This is a genomic window from Streptomyces sp. NPDC028331 (genome assembly GCF_055565775.1).
This window is the reverse complement of record NZ_JBVHTR010000020.1, coordinates 136,326-152,726: the sequence shown is the minus strand read 5'-3', so window position 1 is coordinate 152,726 and position 16,401 is coordinate 136,326. Positions and strand designations below refer to the sequence as shown.

The 16,401-nt window shown below is 67.7% G+C and carries 15 protein-coding genes; 8 read left to right on the top strand and 7 right to left on the bottom strand.

What is annotated here, in order from left to right:
- Positions 1 to 159 precede the first annotated feature (159 nt).
- The 4 genes from rplI to rpsF form a co-directional block, all read right to left on the bottom strand.
- Positions 160 to 606: a 50S ribosomal protein L9 gene (gene rplI, locus ACZ4SW_RS27000; protein WP_030615103.1), complete on the bottom strand. Its 447-nt coding sequence runs from the start codon at positions 604 to 606 to the stop codon at positions 160 to 162.
- Positions 607 to 624: 18 nt separating this feature from the next.
- A complete protein-coding gene (gene rpsR / locus ACZ4SW_RS26995) occupies positions 625 to 861 on the bottom strand; it encodes a 30S ribosomal protein S18 (protein ID WP_003949403.1) in 237 nt (78 codons plus the stop codon).
- A 43-nt stretch (positions 862 to 904) separates the two neighbouring features.
- Entirely contained in the window at positions 905 to 1,468 is a 564-nt protein-coding gene (locus ACZ4SW_RS26990) for a single-stranded DNA-binding protein (protein ID WP_468250783.1), read from the bottom strand.
- Between the two features lie 76 nt (positions 1,469 to 1,544).
- Positions 1,545 to 1,835 carry a 30S ribosomal protein S6 gene (gene rpsF / locus ACZ4SW_RS26985; RefSeq protein WP_009189556.1) on the bottom strand — a complete coding sequence of 97 codons (291 nt, stop codon included), beginning with the start codon at positions 1,833 to 1,835 and terminating at the stop codon, positions 1,545 to 1,547.
- A 264-nt stretch (positions 1,836 to 2,099) separates the two neighbouring features.
- Between rpsF and ACZ4SW_RS26980 the strand changes: the two genes are divergently transcribed.
- From ACZ4SW_RS26980 to ACZ4SW_RS26970, 3 genes are all read left to right on the top strand, one after another.
- A complete protein-coding gene (locus ACZ4SW_RS26980; protein WP_468250781.1) occupies positions 2,100 to 2,408 on the top strand; it encodes a hypothetical protein in 309 nt (102 codons plus the stop codon).
- 159 nt (positions 2,409 to 2,567) lie between these two features.
- Complete coding sequence (gene femX / locus ACZ4SW_RS26975; RefSeq protein ID WP_468250779.1) at positions 2,568 to 3,686, top strand: peptidoglycan bridge formation glycyltransferase FemX; 1,119 nt, start codon at positions 2,568 to 2,570, stop codon at positions 3,684 to 3,686.
- Positions 3,687 to 3,810: 124 nt separating this feature from the next.
- Positions 3,811 to 4,842, top strand: coding sequence for an alanine racemase (locus ACZ4SW_RS26970; protein WP_468250777.1), 1,032 nt, complete (start codon positions 3,811 to 3,813; stop codon positions 4,840 to 4,842).
- Between the two features lie 80 nt (positions 4,843 to 4,922).
- On the opposite strand, the gene ACZ4SW_RS26965 is transcribed toward ACZ4SW_RS26970, so the two are convergent.
- Complete coding sequence (locus ACZ4SW_RS26965) at positions 4,923 to 6,431, bottom strand: glycosyltransferase family 87 protein (protein WP_468250775.1); 1,509 nt, start codon at positions 6,429 to 6,431, stop codon at positions 4,923 to 4,925.
- A 680-nt stretch (positions 6,432 to 7,111) separates the two neighbouring features.
- Between ACZ4SW_RS26965 and ACZ4SW_RS26960 the strand changes: the two genes are divergently transcribed.
- On the top strand, positions 7,112 to 7,519 hold the full coding sequence (locus ACZ4SW_RS26960) for a DUF2690 domain-containing protein (protein WP_468250773.1): 408 nt from the start codon (positions 7,112 to 7,114) through the stop codon (positions 7,517 to 7,519).
- Positions 7,520 to 7,968: 449 nt separating this feature from the next.
- Here the strand turns inward: ACZ4SW_RS26960 and ACZ4SW_RS26955 are convergent, their stop codons facing one another.
- Positions 7,969 to 10,626 carry a transglycosylase domain-containing protein gene (locus ACZ4SW_RS26955; protein ID WP_468250771.1) on the bottom strand — a complete coding sequence of 886 codons (2,658 nt, stop codon included), beginning with the start codon at positions 10,624 to 10,626 and terminating at the stop codon, positions 7,969 to 7,971.
- Positions 10,627 to 11,001: 375 nt separating this feature from the next.
- Between ACZ4SW_RS26955 and ACZ4SW_RS26950 the strand changes: the two genes are divergently transcribed.
- The 4 genes from ACZ4SW_RS26950 (at position 11,002) to ACZ4SW_RS26935 (ending at position 14,816) form a co-directional block, all read left to right on the top strand.
- Positions 11,002 to 11,682: a PadR family transcriptional regulator gene (locus tag ACZ4SW_RS26950; protein WP_468250769.1), complete on the top strand. Its 681-nt coding sequence runs from the start codon at positions 11,002 to 11,004 to the stop codon at positions 11,680 to 11,682.
- A gap of 44 nt (positions 11,683 to 11,726) precedes the next feature.
- Complete coding sequence (locus ACZ4SW_RS26945; protein WP_468250767.1) at positions 11,727 to 12,809, top strand: inositol-3-phosphate synthase; 1,083 nt, start codon at positions 11,727 to 11,729, stop codon at positions 12,807 to 12,809.
- Between the two features lie 73 nt (positions 12,810 to 12,882).
- Positions 12,883 to 14,145, top strand: coding sequence for an MFS transporter (locus ACZ4SW_RS26940; RefSeq protein ID WP_468250765.1), 1,263 nt, complete (start codon positions 12,883 to 12,885; stop codon positions 14,143 to 14,145).
- Positions 14,146 to 14,261: 116 nt separating this feature from the next.
- Entirely contained in the window at positions 14,262 to 14,816 is a 555-nt protein-coding gene (locus ACZ4SW_RS26935; RefSeq protein ID WP_468250763.1) for an LppU/SCO3897 family protein, read from the top strand.
- A gap of 111 nt (positions 14,817 to 14,927) precedes the next feature.
- Here the strand turns inward: ACZ4SW_RS26935 and ACZ4SW_RS26930 are convergent, their stop codons facing one another.
- Positions 14,928 to 16,400, bottom strand: coding sequence for a CCA tRNA nucleotidyltransferase (locus ACZ4SW_RS26930; protein ID WP_468250761.1), 1,473 nt, complete (start codon positions 16,398 to 16,400; stop codon positions 14,928 to 14,930).
- Position 16,401 lies beyond the last annotated feature (1 nt).

Genomic DNA, 16,401 nt, shown 5'->3' with positions numbered 1-16,401 from the left:
GCTTCACAGGCCCCTGAGCCGTCCGGTCCCTGCGGATCTCGAAGTCCATTGCATCCCCTGAGCTGGGGTGTTGCAACGACTACTAGAACCTGAGCTCGGGTACGGCCCTTCTCTCGGATGATGGCCGGCCTGTCAGCCCTTGGCCGGCCGAGCGCGACGTCAGGCCGCGACGACCTCGATGCTGACCTTGGCGGCCACCTCGGGGTGCAGACGCACGGACGTCTCGTGGGCGCCCAGCGTCTTGATCGGCGCGCCGAGCTCGATCCGGCGCTTGTCGACCTCGGGACCGCCGGAGGCCTTGATCGCCGAGGCGATGTCGGCCGGCGTGACGGAACCGAAGAGACGGCCGGAGTCGCCGGAGCGGACGGCCAGACGGACCTTCACGCCCTCGAGCTGGGCCTTGACCTGGTTGGCCTGCTCGATGGTCTGGATCTCGTGGATCTTGCGAGCGCGACGGATCTGCTCGACGTCCTTCTCGCCACCCTTGGTCCAGCGGATCGCGAACTTCCGCGGGATCAGGTAGTTGCGGGCGTATCCGTCCTTGACGTCGACGACGTCGCCCGCGGCGCCGAGGCCGGAGACCTCGTGGGTGAGGATGATCTTCATGAGTTTGTCACCCTTCCCTTAGCGCGCGGTGGACGTGTAGGGCAGCAGCGCCATCTCACGGCTGTTCTTCACGGCCGTGGCGACGTCACGCTGGTGCTGCGTGCAGTTGCCGGTCACGCGACGGGCACGGATCTTGCCGCGGTCGGAAATGAACTTCCGCAGCATGTTCGTGTCCTTGTAGTCCACGTACGTGACCTTGTCCTTGCAGAATGCGCAGACCTTCTTCTTCGGCTTGCGCACAGGCGGCTTCGCCATGGTGTTTCTCCTGTGTGATCAAGAAGTGTGGGGTACGGCCCGCCTAGAAGGGGGGCTCGTCCGAGTAGCCGCCACCGCCGCCGGAGCCGCCGCCCCAGCCGCCACCGCCCTGACCGCCGGCGGGAGCGCCGGTCGCCCACGGGTCGTCGGCCGGAGCACCGCCCTGACCGACGCCGGGGCCACCGCCCCAGCCGCCACCGCCCTGGCCGCCACCGCCGCCGTAGCCGCCCTGGCCGCCGCGGCCGGCGGTCTTGGTGACCTTGGCCGTCGCGTTGCGCAGGCTGGCTCCGACCTCGTCGACGTCGAGCTCGTACACCGTGCGCTTGACGCCCTCACGGTCCTCGTAGGACCGCTGCTTCAGCCGGCCCTGCACGATGACGCGCATGCCTCGCTGAAGCGACTCGGCGACGTTCTCCGCCGCCTGGCGCCAGACCGAGCAGGTCAGGAAGAGGCTTTCGCCGTCCTTCCACTCGTTGGTCTGACGGTCGAAGGTGCGGGGAGTGGACGCGACGCGGAACTTCGCGACCGCCGCACCGGACGGGGTGAAGCGCAGCTCGGGGTCATCGACAAGGTTGCCGACGACCGTGATGACGGTCTCGCCTGCCATGGGGGAACCTCTCGGCGGGTTTGCTGCTGGCTGCTGGTGCTGCTACTCGAATCCCGGGATGAGCTGAGCGGGAGGCTCAGTGGGTCTCGGGACGGAGGACCTTGGTCCGGAGGACCGACTCGTTCAGGTTCATCTGGCGGTCGAGCTCCTTGACGACCGCAGGCTCGGCCTGCAGGTCGATGACCGAGTAGATGCCCTCGGGCTTCTTCTTGATCTCGTAGGCGAGACGACGACGCCCCCAGGTGTCGACCTTCTCGACCTTTCCGCCACCGTCACGGACGACGGAAAGGAAGTTCTCGATCAGCGGGGAGACAGAGCGCTCCTCGAGATCGGGGTCGAGGATGACCATCACCTCGTAGTGACGCATGTGGAACCCACCTCCTTTGGACTCAGCGGCCACGGTCGTTCCGTGGCAGGAGGGTTGTGATGCGTACGCAACGGTATCGGCCGCCACTGACAATCGGAGGCCAGTCGACGATTGACCCGGCTGTGCCTGGGCAGACACCGGTGCAGACGGTACAGAGTACCCGCACACGTGCTTCCGGTTGAAATCCGGCCCTGGTGGCGGTCAATCTGTACACATCGGGTGTGTATGGCGCTACGATGCGCCGCCTTCCGCAGGAGGTGCCCTATGGCACAGGTATTGCGACCCAACACCACCGGTTCCCTCTTCGCCACGGACGGCAAGGCCCACCCCGTCCAGGACACCCTGCTCGCGGTGACCCTGGTACTGGGCGTCACTGCCCTGGTGACGGCGCTGGTGTCCCGGAACCTGCATCTGCTCAGCTCCGCGACCGGCCTGGTGGGGATCCTCACCGGCGCGTACGGGCAGTACATCTCCGTGACGACCCGCGAGCGCTTCGGGCTGATCCTGGGACTCGGTGCCTCGGCCATCGGTTTCTTCCTGGGTCTTTTCCACGGTGGTTTCGGCATCGGCTGAGCGCCGGGTCGCGGTACGGTCCGCGGGCCGCTCGGGCGACCCGCCGGACACACAGGTTGCGTAGGGCCAGTCGGGGCGCTCCGGGGGCGCAGTAGGCTTCGGCGCGAGAGCCGGAGCCCCTGTACCCATGGGGACACACCAGCCCGAGGAGCGCCCCGAATGAGCCTGACCCTGAGGACGATCAGTCGCGAGCAGCATCTGGCATACATCCAGAGCCTGCCGGCGGCGAGCCACATGCAGGTCCCGGCCTGGGCGGACGTCAAGGCGGAGTGGCGGTCGGAGAACCTCGGCTGGTTCGACAAGAGCGGCGAACTGGTGGGCGTCGGTCTGGTGTTGTACCGCCAGCTCCCCAAGATCAAGCGCTATCTGGCGTACCTTCCCGAGGGCCCGGTCATCAACTGGTTCGCGCCGAACCTGGACGACTGGATGCGGCCGATGCTGGCGCACCTGAAGCAGCAGGGCGCCTTCTCCGTGAAGATGGGCCCGCCGGTGATCATCCGGCGGTGGAACGCGGAGACCATCAAGAAGGGCATCCAGGACCCGGACATCAAGCGGTTGCGTGACCTGGAGGCCGACTTCATCGAGCCGCGCGCGTTCGAGGTCTCCGACAAGCTGCGCCGCATGGGGTGGCAGCAGGGCGAGGACGGCGGTGCCGGCTTCGGCGACGTGCAGCCGCGCTATGTCTTCCAGGTGCCGCTCGCCAACCGGTCCCTGGAAGAGGTGCACAAGAACTTCAACCAGCTGTGGCGCCGCAACATCAAGAAGGCCGAGAAGGCGGGTGTCGAGGTGGTCCAGGGCGGCTACCACGACCTCGAGGAGTGGCAGCGCCTGTACGAGATCACCGCGGTGCGCGATCACTTCCGGCCCCGCCCGCTGTCGTACTTCCAGCGCATGTGGACGGCCCTCAACAGCGAGGACCCCAACCGTATGCGGCTGTACTTCGCGCGGCACAACGGTGTGAACCTGTCGGCGGCGACGATGCTGATCGTCGGCGGCCACGTCTGGTACTCCTACGGCGCCTCCGACAACATCGGCCGTGAGGTGCGGCCTTCGAACGCGATGCAGTGGCGGATGCTGCGCGACGCCTATGCGCTCGGCGCGACCGTCTACGACCTGCGCGGTATCTCCGACTCGCTGGACGAGACCGACCACCTCTTCGGCCTGATCCAGTTCAAGGTGGGCACCGGCGGGCAGGCCGCCGAGTACCTGGGCGAGTGGGACTTCCCGCTCAACAAGCTGCTCCACAAGGCGCTCGACATCTACATGTCGCGCCGCTGACCCCGGAGCGCCTGCCGGACCGCCCGAGCGGCCCGGCGCAGCCCCGTCGGTCCGGCGGATCCGTCACAATTCCCTCTCAGACCTCTGACACACGGCAGCCACGAGAAAGGTTCCGGGACCGGCCATGGCGCTCACGCTCTACGTCGACACCGCGCGCTGGCGGGCACACCACAAGCATGTGCAGGAGCAGTTCCCGGGGCTCGTCCCCGTCTGCAAGGGCAACGGCTACGGGTTCGGCCACGAGCGGCTGGCCGAGGAGGCCACCCGCCTGGGCGCGGACATGCTCGCCGTGGGCACGACGTACGAGGCGGCCCGGATCAAGGACTGGTTCGGTGGCGATCTGCTGGTGCTGACGCCGTTCCGGCGGGGCGAGGAGCCCGTGCCGCTGCCGGACCGGGTGATCCGCTCGGTGTCGTCCGTGGACGGCGTGTACGGGCTCGTGGGCGCCCGGGTGGTCATCGAGGTGATGTCCTCGATGAAGCGGCACGGCGTGAGCGAGCAGGACCTGCCGCAGTTGCACGCGGCCATAGAGAACGTGCGCCTGGAAGGCTTCGCCATCCATCTGCCTCTGGACCGCACCGACGGCTCCGACGCCGTCGAGGAGGTCATCGGCTGGATGGACCGGCTGCGCGCGGCCCGGCTGCCGCTGCACACGATGTTCGTCAGCCACCTCAAGGCCGAGGAACTGGCCCGGTTGCAGCAGCAGTTCCCGCAGACCCGCTTCCGGGCGCGCATCGGCACCCGGCTGTGGCTCGGGGACCACGAGGCCACCGAGTACCGCGGGGCGGTTCTGGACGTGACGCGCGTGGCCAAGGGCGACCGCTTCGGCTACCGGCAGCAGAAGGCGGCCTCCGACGGCTTCCTCGTCGTCGTGGCGGGAGGGACGTCGCACGGGGTGGGCCTGGAGGCTCCCAAGGCCATGCACGGTGTGATGCCGCGGGCCAAGGGCGTGGCCCGGGCCGGCCTCGCGACGGTGAACCGGAACCTGTCGCCGTTCGTGTGGGCGGGCAAGCAGCGCTGGTTCGCCGAGCCCCCGCACATGCAGGTCTCGATCCTGTTCATCCCGGCGGACGCCACGGAGCCGCAGGTGGGCGATGAGCTGGTGGCCCACCTGCGGCACACCACCACGCAGTTCGACCGGCTCGTCGACCGCTGAGCCGTGAACCGGCAGCATGACGAAGGCCGTACACGAGCCCGTGTACGGCCTTGTCGGCGGTGCTGTGACGCCCGGCTCGCTCAGTGCGAACGGTCGTCAGCCGGTTCCCCGCCGCGGGCGCCCCACTCCACCTGCGGCCCCTCGGCATGGGCGGCGTGCCGTGGCGGGTGGCCGGCGGATCCGAGGGTGAAGACGTCCGGTGCGCCGTCCAGTACGCCACCGGACGGATCGTCGTCGCCGGCCCGGCGCACCATGTCGCGTTCCGGCAGGAAGACGTCCCGCACGACGACGCCGCACAGGTAGAGCGTCCCCAGCAGGTGGACGGCGATGGCGAGCTGGTATCCGTCCGTCGGCAGTCCCTTGTGCGCGTCTCCGCTGGTCGTGTACGCCAGGTACATCCAGATCCCCAGGAAGTACGCGACCTCGCAGGCCTGCCAGATCAGGAAGTCCCGCCAGCGCGGCCGGGCGAGCGCGGCGAGGGGGACCAGCCACAGCACGTACTGCGGCGAGTAGACCTTGTTGGTCAGGATGAACGCGGCGACGATCAGGAAGGCGAGCTGGGCGAAGCGCGGGCGGCGCGGAGCGGTCAGCGTCATCACCACGATGCCGGCGCAGACGATCACCATCATGATCATCGCGTAGGTGTTGGCGGTGTCCGCGGTGATGTCGATGTTGCGCCAGCGTGAGACGAAGAGGAAGACGGACCCGAAGTCGACCCCGCGCTCCTGGCTGAAGCGGTAGAACTTGGACCAGCCCTCGGGAGCGAGCCACATCACCGGCAGGTTGACCACGAGCCACGCGCCGACGGCGCCCAGGACGGCGGTCCCGTACTCCCGCCACCTGCCCGCCCGCCAGCACAGTACGAGGAGGGGTCCGAGCACCAGGAACGGGTAGAACTTGGCGGCCGTGGCGAGCCCCACCAGGACACCGAAGGCGAGGGCCCGGCCCCGTGACCACATCAGCATCGCGGCGGCCAGCAGGGCCACGGCGAGCAGGTCCCAGTTGATCGTCGCGGTCAGTGCGAAGGCGGGCGCGAGGGCGACGAGGAGGCCGTCCCAGGGGCGCCTGCGGTGGATGCGGGCGGTGCACACGGCGATGACCGCGGCGCAGACCATGAGCATCCCCGCGTTGACCATCCAGTAGGTCTGCTCGCGGGCCTGCATGCCGCCGCTACCCGGGGTCAGCCAGGAGGCCACCTCCATGAACACTCCGGTGAGCACCGGGTACTCGAGGTAGTCCATGTCGCCCGGAAGCCTGTCGAAGTAGGGCACGAGCCCGTCGGCGAAGCCGCGCCCCTGGTAGAGGTGCGGGATGTCCGAGTAGCAGGCGTGCGTGTACTGCGAGCTGGCGCCGAAGAACCAGCCGCTGTCATAGCAGGGCAGTTTCTGCACCATCCCGAGGGCGAACATGCCGATGGCGACGAGCGCCACGATCCGCACGGGCGTCCACCAGGACGTCCCGAGCAGGGCGCGTCGGCCGACGGGTCCGCCGATCAGCTCACTGCCGGCCGCGGCGACCTTGTCTTCCCCGGTCGGCCGCACCACATCCGGCTCGTACACGCTCGCGCGCGTCGTCTCTGCACTGGGCATGAGGCTCATCCTGCCGCATCCGGCCGGGAAAGCGCCCGAGGGCCGACCCACGTGGTGGGTGTGACGGCCACCGCTTCGGGCGATGTTTCACGTGAAACGGCGGCGGGTCAAACGGTGTGGGCGTGGCGTGATTACGCCACTTTTTTTGCCCGTATATGCGCCATAGGCGCGGATCATTTCTCTTGCAGTGGTCGGATTTTTTCCGCTAGGGTCGCCATCAAATCGACATAAAAGGAGCTGCACAGTCGGCCCTCGACCAAGACCGACTGAACGGGGGAGGGCAGTGATGTACCGAACGTGCACAGACGACCTGGATGTGAAAATCCTCCGCCTGATGCGGAGCGGGCTTCCGGACCAGGCTATCGCCCAGCACCTCGGTCTGGGACATCGAACCGTTCAACGCCGGATCACGCGACTGATGGACCAATTGGACGCCCGGGGCCGTTTCGCACTCGGCCTGCGCGTGAGTGAACTCGGTCTGCTGGACGAGGCCGCCTAGCCTCCCGAGCCAGGCACGGCCTATCCGGACACCTGAAGGCCCTTTCCCGCCATTATTCACTTTTCCGCGCTCTGCATTTCCGTCGCCTGCCGACGGGAGAGTGAGCGCAGGAATCCTCACCGATGGAGAGACCGTGAAAAAGAATCTCCGCGTCAAAGTGTCGGTAATCGTCGGTGCGGCCATGACGGCTGTGCTGATCCCCCTGGCCGGCACGTCGTACGCGGCCGGGTGTTCCGGTACGGGCTGCGACGGCAAGGGCCCGGTGAGCAACGGGTGCGACAGCGGCGCCGTCACCAAGAAGACCGTCAGTGACGGAATCATGAAGGCGGAGCTACGCTGGTCGACCGCGTGCACCGCCGGCTGGGTCCGCGGTACCGACCCGTACCCCAACGACAATTTCTGGAACCACTACGCGGTCATCGAGAAGCACAGCACAGAAAGCGGCCAGCCGCTTATCAAGTCGATGACCGTCACGATTCCCGACGGCGGTTCCGACTGGTCCAACATGGTCGGCGGGTCCAACTATTACTACCGCGTCTGTCTGCGCGACGGCGGCACCGGCGACGTGGTGTGCAGCGGTTACTGGTAAACCACGGCCGACAGGAAGAGGGGTCTGATCCTCGGGAGGTTTCCGGGATCAGGCCCCTTTCACTGTCCCGGAGACAAGTCGGACGGACCCCTCTCCGGGACCCGGCGTTTCCGCACACCACAGGAACAGGAAACAGCCGATGCTTTTGTGCTCACGAGCGTGACAGCGCAGCGTCCATGAATGACTTCTGCCGCGCGCCGTTACACGAGTCCGCATACGACACACACGTCCGCGGATGCCGCATACACGTGGTTCGCCGTGGTGAGTCCTTCCGTTGCGGCCGCGCTCGTCCCGCCGACGACGTCAAGCGATCGGCCGCCGCGGTCACGACGGGCATGGCCGGCACACGACACAGGGGCGGTCTCCACAAGACCGCCCCTGGTCGTCAGTCCCCCACACTCCGACCCGCCCGAAAGCGTCAGGTCGGACAGCGGGCTTCTGCCGGATGCCTAGTTGTTCGGGCCGCCGAAGATCCCTCCGTTGCCGTTGCCCCGGCTGTTTCCGTTACCGGTCGACTCCGTCGGTGACGGGGTCACTCCGCCGGTGCCGCCCGCGTCGGTGCCGCCCGGGCCCGTTCCGCCGTTTCCGTTGGCCCCTCCGTTGCCGTTGCAGTTGCTGTTGCCCCAGAAGCCGCAGGTGTCGCTCGGCGAGGGCGAGGGCGAGATCCGCGACGGGCTCGGCGACGCGCTCGGCGACGGGCTCTGGGTGACGCTCTGGGTGGGCGTGGGGGTCACGCTCGGGCTGGGGGTGTCGTTGACGACCGTGCCGATGGGCTCGGGCGTCGGGAACGGCTTCGCCGGCTGACCCTGAAGCGCCTGTTCCATGTAGTCGTGCCAGATCTCGGCCGGGAACGAGGCACCGTGGATCTCCTTCTGGCCACCTGTTCCGTACATCTTCAGGAATGTGCGGTTCTTGTTGGCCTCGTTGTCGTCGATCCGGAACATGCTGATCGCGGTGGACAACTGCGGGGTGTAGCCGACGAACCAGGCCGACTTGTTGTAGTCGGTCGTACCGGTCTTGCCCGCCACGTCGCGCCCCGGCAGCTTCGCCGCGGTACCCGTGCCCTTGTCGACCACGGTCTTCAGGACGTTCGTGACGTTGTCGGCCACCTTCGCGGTGAACGCGTCCTTGGTCTGCTTGGTGTGCTGGAAGACCACGCCGTCCTTGCTGCTGACCTTGTCGACCGAGTACGGATCGTTCTGCTTGCCGCTGGCCGCGAAGGTGGCGTAGGCACCGGCCATGCGGATCGCACTCGGGGAGGAGGTGCCGATGGAGAAGGAGGGGTAGTTCGCGCTGGCCAGGCTGCTCTCGAGGATGCCCGCGTCCAGGGCGGTCTGCTTCACCTTGTCCAGGCCGACGTCCATGCCCAGCTGCACATAGGCGGTGTTCACCGAGAACTGCATCGCCTCACGAAGGTCGATCTTGTAGTCCGGCGGGTCGCCCACCGACTCGTCGCCGTCGTTCGTCTGCAGCCACTCCTGGCCCTTCTCGTTCTTCCAGACGTCCCCGTTGTACTCCTTGATCTTGAGCTTGTTCTTGCCGCTGTACAGGCTCTTCGGTGAGACGACGGTGCGCTCGTCCTGGGCCTGCTCCGGTCCGAGGTCGGGGTTGCGGACCCCCCACTTCATCGCTGCGGCGAGCACGAACGGCTTGAACGTCGAACCCACCTGGGCACCGGTCGCGTCGGCGTTGTTGGTGAAGTGCTTGGTCGCGTCCTCACCGCCGTAGATCGCCTTGATCGCGCCACTGCCCGGGTCCACGGACGCGCCGCCGAACTGGACGAATTTGTCCGTGTTCGGGCGCAGGTCGGGCTTGATGTTGGCCTTCTGGACCTTCTTGACCGCGGACTCGAGCTGCTCGACCTTCTTCTTGTCGAAGGTCGTGTAGATCTGGTAGCCGCCCTGCTGCAGTTTGTCCTGGGTGATGTGGGTCGTGCTGCTGTGCGTGACCAGGTAGCTGTTGGCCAGGTCGACGAGATAACCGATCTGGCCGCTCAGCCGTGTGTTCGACCGCGGATTCTGGACCTGGGGAAGGCTCGTGTACTTGGCCCGTTCCGTGGCGCTCAGATGCCCGTACTGCACCATCTTGTTGAGGGTGTCCTGCATCTGCAGGGTGGCGCGCTTCTGGTTGGCCTGCGGAGTGGCGTTCTTCGGGTCGATGGACGTGGCGCCTGCCGGGTCGTAGTAGGTGGCGCCCTTGAGCATCGCCGCCAGGAAGGCGCACTCCCCGGGGTCCAGCTTGATGGCCGGCTTGTTGAAGTACGCGTGGGCGGCGGCCTCGATCCCGTAGGCGTTCCGCCCGTAGTACGCGGAGTTCAGGTAGCCGGCCAGGATGTCGTCCTTCTTGACGGTGGCCCCCACCTTGATGGCGATGAAGATCTCCTTGAACTTCCTGGAGACCGTCTGCGACTGGTCGTCCAGTCGCGCGTTCTTCACGTACTGCTGGGTGATGGTGGAGCCGCCCTGGGTCTGACCGCCCGTGGCCATGTTGAAGACGGCCCGCGCGATGCCCTTCGGGTCGATCCCGCTGTCGGTGTAGAAGGTCTTGTTCTCCTGGGAGATGACGGCCCAACGCATCGCCGGAGGGATCTGCGAGAGGTTGACGATCTGGCGGTTGGTCTCGCCGCCCGTGGCCACCATCTGGCTGCCGTCGGCCCAGTAGTAGACGTTGTTCTGGGACTGGGCGGTCTTGGCGACGTCCGGCACGCTCACCATCGCGTACCCGACCCCCGCCACCGCCACCAGGCTCCCCAGGAAGCCGATGAACAGCCCCGCGACCAGTTTCCAGGAGGGCACCCAGCGCGCGACGCCGTCCTTGCCCGCGCGTGGGTAGTCGATGAAGCGTTTCCCGGCGGGAGCCGCACCCCGGCCACGTCCCGCGCCGTCGGCCGCTCTGCGTCGGCCGCCTGTGTTTCTCTGGGCCGCCCGCCGGGCCTCGGCTCGGCCACCGTACGGGCGCTCCTCACCTCCCGCTCCGTAGGGGGCGGACGGAGACCCGGTGGCGCCTCGCGGTGCCGCGCGGCGGCCGGGGGACGCCGACTGGCCGCGTCGGGCCGCGGCACGTCCGCCTCCCTGCGGCTGCGGCGGTTTGCGACGGTGCTCGCTCATCGAACGACTACTCCTCGGGCAGGCGCATCCTGGCGCGCCTGGAAACGGCGGCTGGTTTCCGGTCCCCCCGAAGTACGGATGCGGTCGTTTCGGCATTCACCCGTACTGCACCGAGGACGAGGACGTCCCCCATGGGTCACTCGGTTCCCGGTGGTGTGCATGGCGCACAGACTACGCACCGCCAAAACCGACCGAGCTCCGAAGTTCACCGCAAACCAGGCAACTTGCGTCCTACGAATCGGTGATGTGACCCCGTTCACCGTGCCCCCACTTGTCGCATCAGGAGGCGCGCTCTATCGTGCTGATGTATCGAGTCGATACATCAGCACGACATAAAGACCGTGTGGACGAGGCAGCGACAGGAGGGAGGCGCACATGAGCCGGCGTTCCGGGATCCTCGAGTTCGCCGTCCTCGGCCTGCTCCGCGAGTCCCCGATGCACGGCTACGAGCTGCGCAAACGACTCAATACGTCACTGGGTGTATTCCGCGCGTTCAGCTACGGGACGCTCTACCCGTGCCTCAAGACGCTGGTCGCCAACGGCTGGTTGATCGAGGAGCCGGGCAGCGGCTCGGACGACGCCGGCGCCGCTCCGCTCGCCGGACGGCGCGCCAAGATCGTCTACCGGCTGACGTCCGAAGGTAAGGAGCACTTCGAGGAACTGCTCTCCCAGACGGGCCCCGACGCGTACGAGGACGAGCACTTCGCCGCTCGTTTCGCCTTCTTCGGACAGACGTCCCGTGACGTGCGCATGCGCGTCCTGGAGGGCCGCCGCAGCCGACTGGAGGAGCGCCTGGAGAAGATGCGCGCCTCCCTGGCGCGCACCCGGGAGCGCCTCGACGACTACACCCTCGAGCTCCAGCGCCACGGGATGGAGTCCGTGGAGCGCGAAGTGCGCTGGCTGAACGAGCTCATCGAAAGTGAGCGGGCCGGACGGGACCTCAGAGGTTCCACTGCCGACGGCTCCGCTCCTGACAGCACACAGGGAGCGACGGGCGGCCTGCCCCGGCACCGGGACGACACCCGGCCGGATCCGTCCGACGACACCACCCCGTGAGGCCCGGTCGGGGCCTCACCTCGTACACACAGGGAGCAACCGGAATGGGTTCGGTTCGCGTAGCCATCGTCGGCGTGGGCAACTGCGCCGCGTCGCTGGTGCAGGGAGTCGAGTACTACAAGGACGCCGACCCGGCGTCCAAGGTCCCGGGTCTGATGCACGTCCAGTTCGGCGACTACCACGTGCGTGACATCGAGTTCGTCGCCGCGTTCGACGTGGACGCCAAGAAGGTCGGCCTCGACCTGGCGGACGCCATCGGCGCCTCGGAGAACAACACCATCAAGATCTGCGACGTCCCGTCCACCGGGGTGACGGTTCAGCGCGGCCACACCCTCGACGGTCTCGGCAAGTACTACCGCGCCACCATCGAGGAGTCCGCCGAGGAGCCGGTCGACGTCGTCCAGGTCCTGAAGGACAAGCAGGTCGACGTCCTCGTCTGCTACCTGCCCGTCGGCTCCGAGGACGCGGCGAAGTTCTACGCCCAGTGCGCCATCGACGCCAAGGTCGCCTTCGTCAACGCCCTTCCGGTCTTCATCGCCGGCACCAAGGAGTGGGCCGACAAGTTCACCGAGGCCGGCGTCCCGATCGTCGGTGACGACATCAAGTCGCAGGTAGGCGCGACCATCACGCACCGCGTCATGGCGAAGCTGTTCGAGGACCGGGGCGTCATCCTGGACCGCACGATGCAGCTCAACGTCGGCGGCAACATGGACTTCAAGAACATGCTGGAGCGCGACCGCCTGGAGTCCAAGAAGATCTCCAAGACGCAGGCCGTCACCTCCCAGATCCCCGACCGGGACCTCGGCGAGAAGAACGTCCACATCGGCCCGTCCGACTACGTGGCCTGGCTCGACGACCGCAAGTGGGCCTACGTCCGCCTCGAGGGCCGCGCCTTCGGCGACGTCCCGCTGAACCTGGAGTACAAGCTCGAGGTCTGGGACTCCCCGAACTCCGCGGGCGTCATCATCGACGCTCTGCGCGCCGCGAAGATCGCCAAGGACCGCGGCATCGGCGGCCCCGTGCTGTCCGCGTCCTCGTACTTCATGAAGTCCCCGCCGGTCCAGTACTTCGACGACGAGGCCCGCGAGAACGTCGAGAAGTTCATCAGGGGCGAGGTCGAGCGCTGACGTCGCTCCCGTGTCCGTGCGGGGTCCCCGGGTCTCTGCCCGGGGACCCCGCACGTATGTGAGGCTGTGCCCCATGTCCGTCGTGCGCGATCTGCGCGTCCTCCTGCGCTTCAGCGGTTTCCGGCGCCTGCTCGCCGTACGGCTGCTGTCCCAGGGAGCCGACGGCGTCTACCAGGTCGCGCTCGCCACCTACGTGGTCTTCTCGCCGGAGAAACAGACCTCGGCCACGGCCGTCGCCTCCGCGATGGCCGTGCTGCTCCTGCCGTACTCCCTCGTCGGCCCCTTCGCAGGCGTCCTGCTGGACCGCTGGCGGCGCCGCCAGGTCTTCCTCCACGGCAACCTGCTGCGCGCCCTGCTGGCGGGTGCGACGGCCGTCCTCATGGTGAGCCATGTCCCCAACTGGCTCTTCTACGTCTCCGCGCTGTGCGTCACCGCGGTCAACCGTTTCGTCCTCGCCGGCCTGTCCGCGGCGCTGCCCCGGGTGGTCGACGCCGACCGCCTGGTGATGGCCAACTCGCTCTCCCCCACGGCCGGCACGCTCGCCGCGACCGCGGGCGGCGGACTCGCCTTCGTCGTACGGCTGGTGATCGCCGACTCCGATGCCGCGGTGGTGCTGCTGGGTGCCCTGCTGTATCTCGGATCGGCTCTGGCGTCGCTGAGTCTGGCTCCGGAAGCCCTGGGCCCGGACAGGGGGTCGGTGCCGCCGCGGCTCGGCACGGTGCTGGTCGGCACCGTGCGGGATCTGGTGGCCGGTGTGCGCCATCTTGCGGCGCCCCCTCGCCGGCAGGCGGCATGGGCGCTCACGGCGATGACCCTGATGCGGTTCTGCTACGGCGCGCTGCTCGTCCTGCTGCTCATGCTGTGCCGCTACGCCCTGTCCGGCACCCCGCGCCAGGGGCTGGCCCTGCTGGGGCTGGCGTTGGGGGTGTCGGGGGCCGGGTTCTTCGTGGCGGCCGTGGCCACCCCGTGGGCGGCGGGGCGCCTCGGTCCCGGCCGCTGGATCGCGGTGTGCGCCGGGTCCGCCGCCGTGCTGGAGCCCTCGCTCGGCCTTCCGTTCGCGACGGGGCCCATGCTGGTCGCCGCGTTCGTCCTGGGGCTGACGACACAGGGAGCGAAGATCTCCACGGACACGATCGTTCAGTCCTCGGTCGACGACGGTTTCCGCGGCCGAATCTTCTCGGTCTACGACGTGCTCTTCAATGTGGCCTTCGTCGGCGCGGCGGCGGTGGCCGCGCTGATGCTGCCCCCTGACGGCCGATCAGCCGCTTTGGTGGTCATGGTCGCCGTTGTCTACGCAGCAGTTGCTCTGTGTATGTCCCGCTTTGATCGCCAGTAAGTGTCACATCAAGGCTACGGAGGTCCGGGCGACTTCAGGGTTGTCACAGCGGACCTGTAGCTTACGGGCGTCTTATTTCGCGCCACGCGCACCCACGTTCGAGGGGGACCCCGAAAGTGACCACTCCGCCGCCCCAGGGCACGAATCCGTACGCCCAGCAGCCCACCGTGCCCATGGGGCAGCAGCCCGGCCAGCCCGGAGTCGCCCAGCAGCCCTATCCGCCGCAGCAGCCCTATCCGCCGCAGCAGCCGTACCCGCCGCAGCAGCAGCCCTACGCCCCCTTCCCCCAACAGCAGGGCGCTCCGGCGCCGCTTCCGCCGCAGGCGGGTCCGGGCAAGCGCGCCGGCAAGAAGGCGATGCGGATCGTCGGCCTCATCGTCGTCGCCGTCGTCGTCGCTGCCATCAAGTTCGGTGCGGGCTGGTTCCTGACCCGCGACGACGCGGAGACCACATCGGTCGGCTCCTGCATGCACAACGACGGCACGGACTCCAAGCCTGACCTCCAGGACGTCGACTGCTCCTCGAGCAACGCCCAGTACAAGGTCGTCCAGAAATTCGACGGCAGCAGCGACGAGAACAAGTGCCAGGACGTCAAGGACGCGACGATCTCCTACATTCAGTACGGGGGCGGCCACGACGTCGTGCTCTGCCTGAACGAGCTCAAGAAGTAGATCGACCCCACAGACACGAAGGGGCGATGTTTCACGTGAAACATCGCCCCTTCGTCGTGCACGCCGGACGGCGTTTCGGGTCATGTTTCACGTGAAACATGACCCGGTTCCTCAGTCTCCGCTCTGCGCGGCCCACCACTCCTTGAGTGCTGCCGCAGCGGCGTCGTGCCCCATCGGCCCGTTCTCCAGGCGCAGCTCCAGCAGGTACTTGTAGGCCTGACCGACGACCGGACCGGGGCGGACGCCCAGGATCTCCATGATCTGATTGCCGTCCAGGTCGGGGCGGATCGCGTCCAACTCCTCCTGCTCCTTGAGCTGAGCGATGCGCTCCTCCAGGCCGTCGTACGCCCGGGAGAGCGCGGCCGCCTTGCGCTTGTTACGGGTCGTACAGTCCGAGCGGGTCAGCTTGTGGAGACGATCGAGGAGTGGGCCCGCGTCACGCACGTACCGGCGCACCGCGGAGTCCGTCCACTCTCCCGTGCCGTAGCCGTGGAAGCGCAGGTGCAGTTCGACCAGGCGTGAGACATCCTTCACGAGCTCGTTGGGGTACTTCAGCGCCGTCATCCGCTTCTTGGTCATCTTGGCGCCGACCACCTCGTGGTGGTGGAACGAGACCCGGCCGTCCTTCTCGAAGCGGCGCGTCCTCGGCTTTCCGATGTCATGGAGCAGCGCGGCGAGCCGCAGGGTCAGATCGGGGCCGTCCTCCTCCAGGGCCATCGCCTGCTCCAGGACGATCAGCGTGTGGTCGTAGACGTCCTTGTGCCGATGGTGCTCGTCACGTTCCAGCCGCAGAGCGGGCAGCTCGGGCAGAACGTGATCGGCGAGCCCGGTCTCGACCAGCAGCGACAGCCCCTTGCGCGGGCAGGCGGAGAGGATCAGCTTGTTCAGTTCGTCCCGCACCCGTTCGGCGGAGACGATCTCGATACGCCCGGCCATCTCCTTCATGGCCGTGACGACCTCGGGCGCCACCTCGAAGTCCAGCTGGGCCGCGAAGCGCGCGGCGCGCATCATCCGCAGCGGATCGTCCGAGAACGACTCCTCCGGCGTCCCGGGCGTGCGCAGCACCCGGGCGGTCAGATCGGTGAGCCCCTGGTGCGGGTCGATGAACTCCTTCTCGGGCAGCGCGACGGCCATCGCGTTGACCGTGAAGTCGCGACGGACCAGATCGTCCTCGATGGAGTCGCCGTACGACACCTCGGGCTTGCGGGAGGTCCGGTCGTACGCCTCGGAGCGGTACGTGGTCACCTCGATCTGGAAGCGCTGAACAGCATCTCCGACGCGGGCCTCCTTCTGCGCCCCCACCGTGCCGAAGGCGATCCCGACCTCCCATGTGGCGTCCGCCCACGGCCGCACGATCTTGAGGACGTCCTCCGGGCGGGCGTCTGTCGTGAAGTCCAGGTCGTTGCCGAGCCGGCCGAGGAGTGCGTCCCGCACCGAGCCACCGACCAGAGCGAGCGAGAAGCCGGCCTCCTGGAAGCGGCGGGCGAGGTCGTCGGCGACAGGGGACACCCTGAGTAGCTCGCTCACAGCACGCTGCTGCACCTGACTGAGGGCACGGGGATTGTCATCGTTGGCGTTCGGCACA

Bases quoted from the DNA above. Each gene is read 5' to 3' on its own strand.
- rplI (WP_030615103.1), bottom strand. From the start codon at position 606: ATGAAGATCATCCTCACCCACGAGGTCTCCGGCCTCGGCGCCGCGGGC.
- rpsR (WP_003949403.1), bottom strand. From the start codon at position 861: ATGGCGAAGCCGCCTGTGCGCAAGCCGAAGAAGAAGGTCTGCGCATTC.
- ACZ4SW_RS26990 (WP_468250783.1), bottom strand. From the start codon at position 1,468: ATGGCAGGCGAGACCGTCATCACGGTCGTCGGCAACCTTGTCGATGAC.
- rpsF (WP_009189556.1), bottom strand. From the start codon at position 1,835: ATGCGTCACTACGAGGTGATGGTCATCCTCGACCCCGATCTCGAGGAG.
- ACZ4SW_RS26980 (WP_468250781.1), top strand. From the start codon at position 2,100: ATGGCACAGGTATTGCGACCCAACACCACCGGTTCCCTCTTCGCCACG.
- femX (WP_468250779.1), top strand. From the start codon at position 2,568: ATGAGCCTGACCCTGAGGACGATCAGTCGCGAGCAGCATCTGGCATAC.
- ACZ4SW_RS26970 (WP_468250777.1), top strand. From the start codon at position 3,811: ATGGCGCTCACGCTCTACGTCGACACCGCGCGCTGGCGGGCACACCAC.
- ACZ4SW_RS26965 (WP_468250775.1), bottom strand. From the start codon at position 6,431: ATGCCCAGTGCAGAGACGACGCGCGCGAGCGTGTACGAGCCGGATGTG.
- ACZ4SW_RS26960 (WP_468250773.1), top strand. From the start codon at position 7,112: ATGACGGCTGTGCTGATCCCCCTGGCCGGCACGTCGTACGCGGCCGGG.
- ACZ4SW_RS26955 (WP_468250771.1), bottom strand. From the start codon at position 10,626: ATGAGCGAGCACCGTCGCAAACCGCCGCAGCCGCAGGGAGGCGGACGT.
- ACZ4SW_RS26950 (WP_468250769.1), top strand. From the start codon at position 11,002: ATGAGCCGGCGTTCCGGGATCCTCGAGTTCGCCGTCCTCGGCCTGCTC.
- ACZ4SW_RS26945 (WP_468250767.1), top strand. From the start codon at position 11,727: ATGGGTTCGGTTCGCGTAGCCATCGTCGGCGTGGGCAACTGCGCCGCG.
- ACZ4SW_RS26940 (WP_468250765.1), top strand. From the start codon at position 12,883: ATGTCCGTCGTGCGCGATCTGCGCGTCCTCCTGCGCTTCAGCGGTTTC.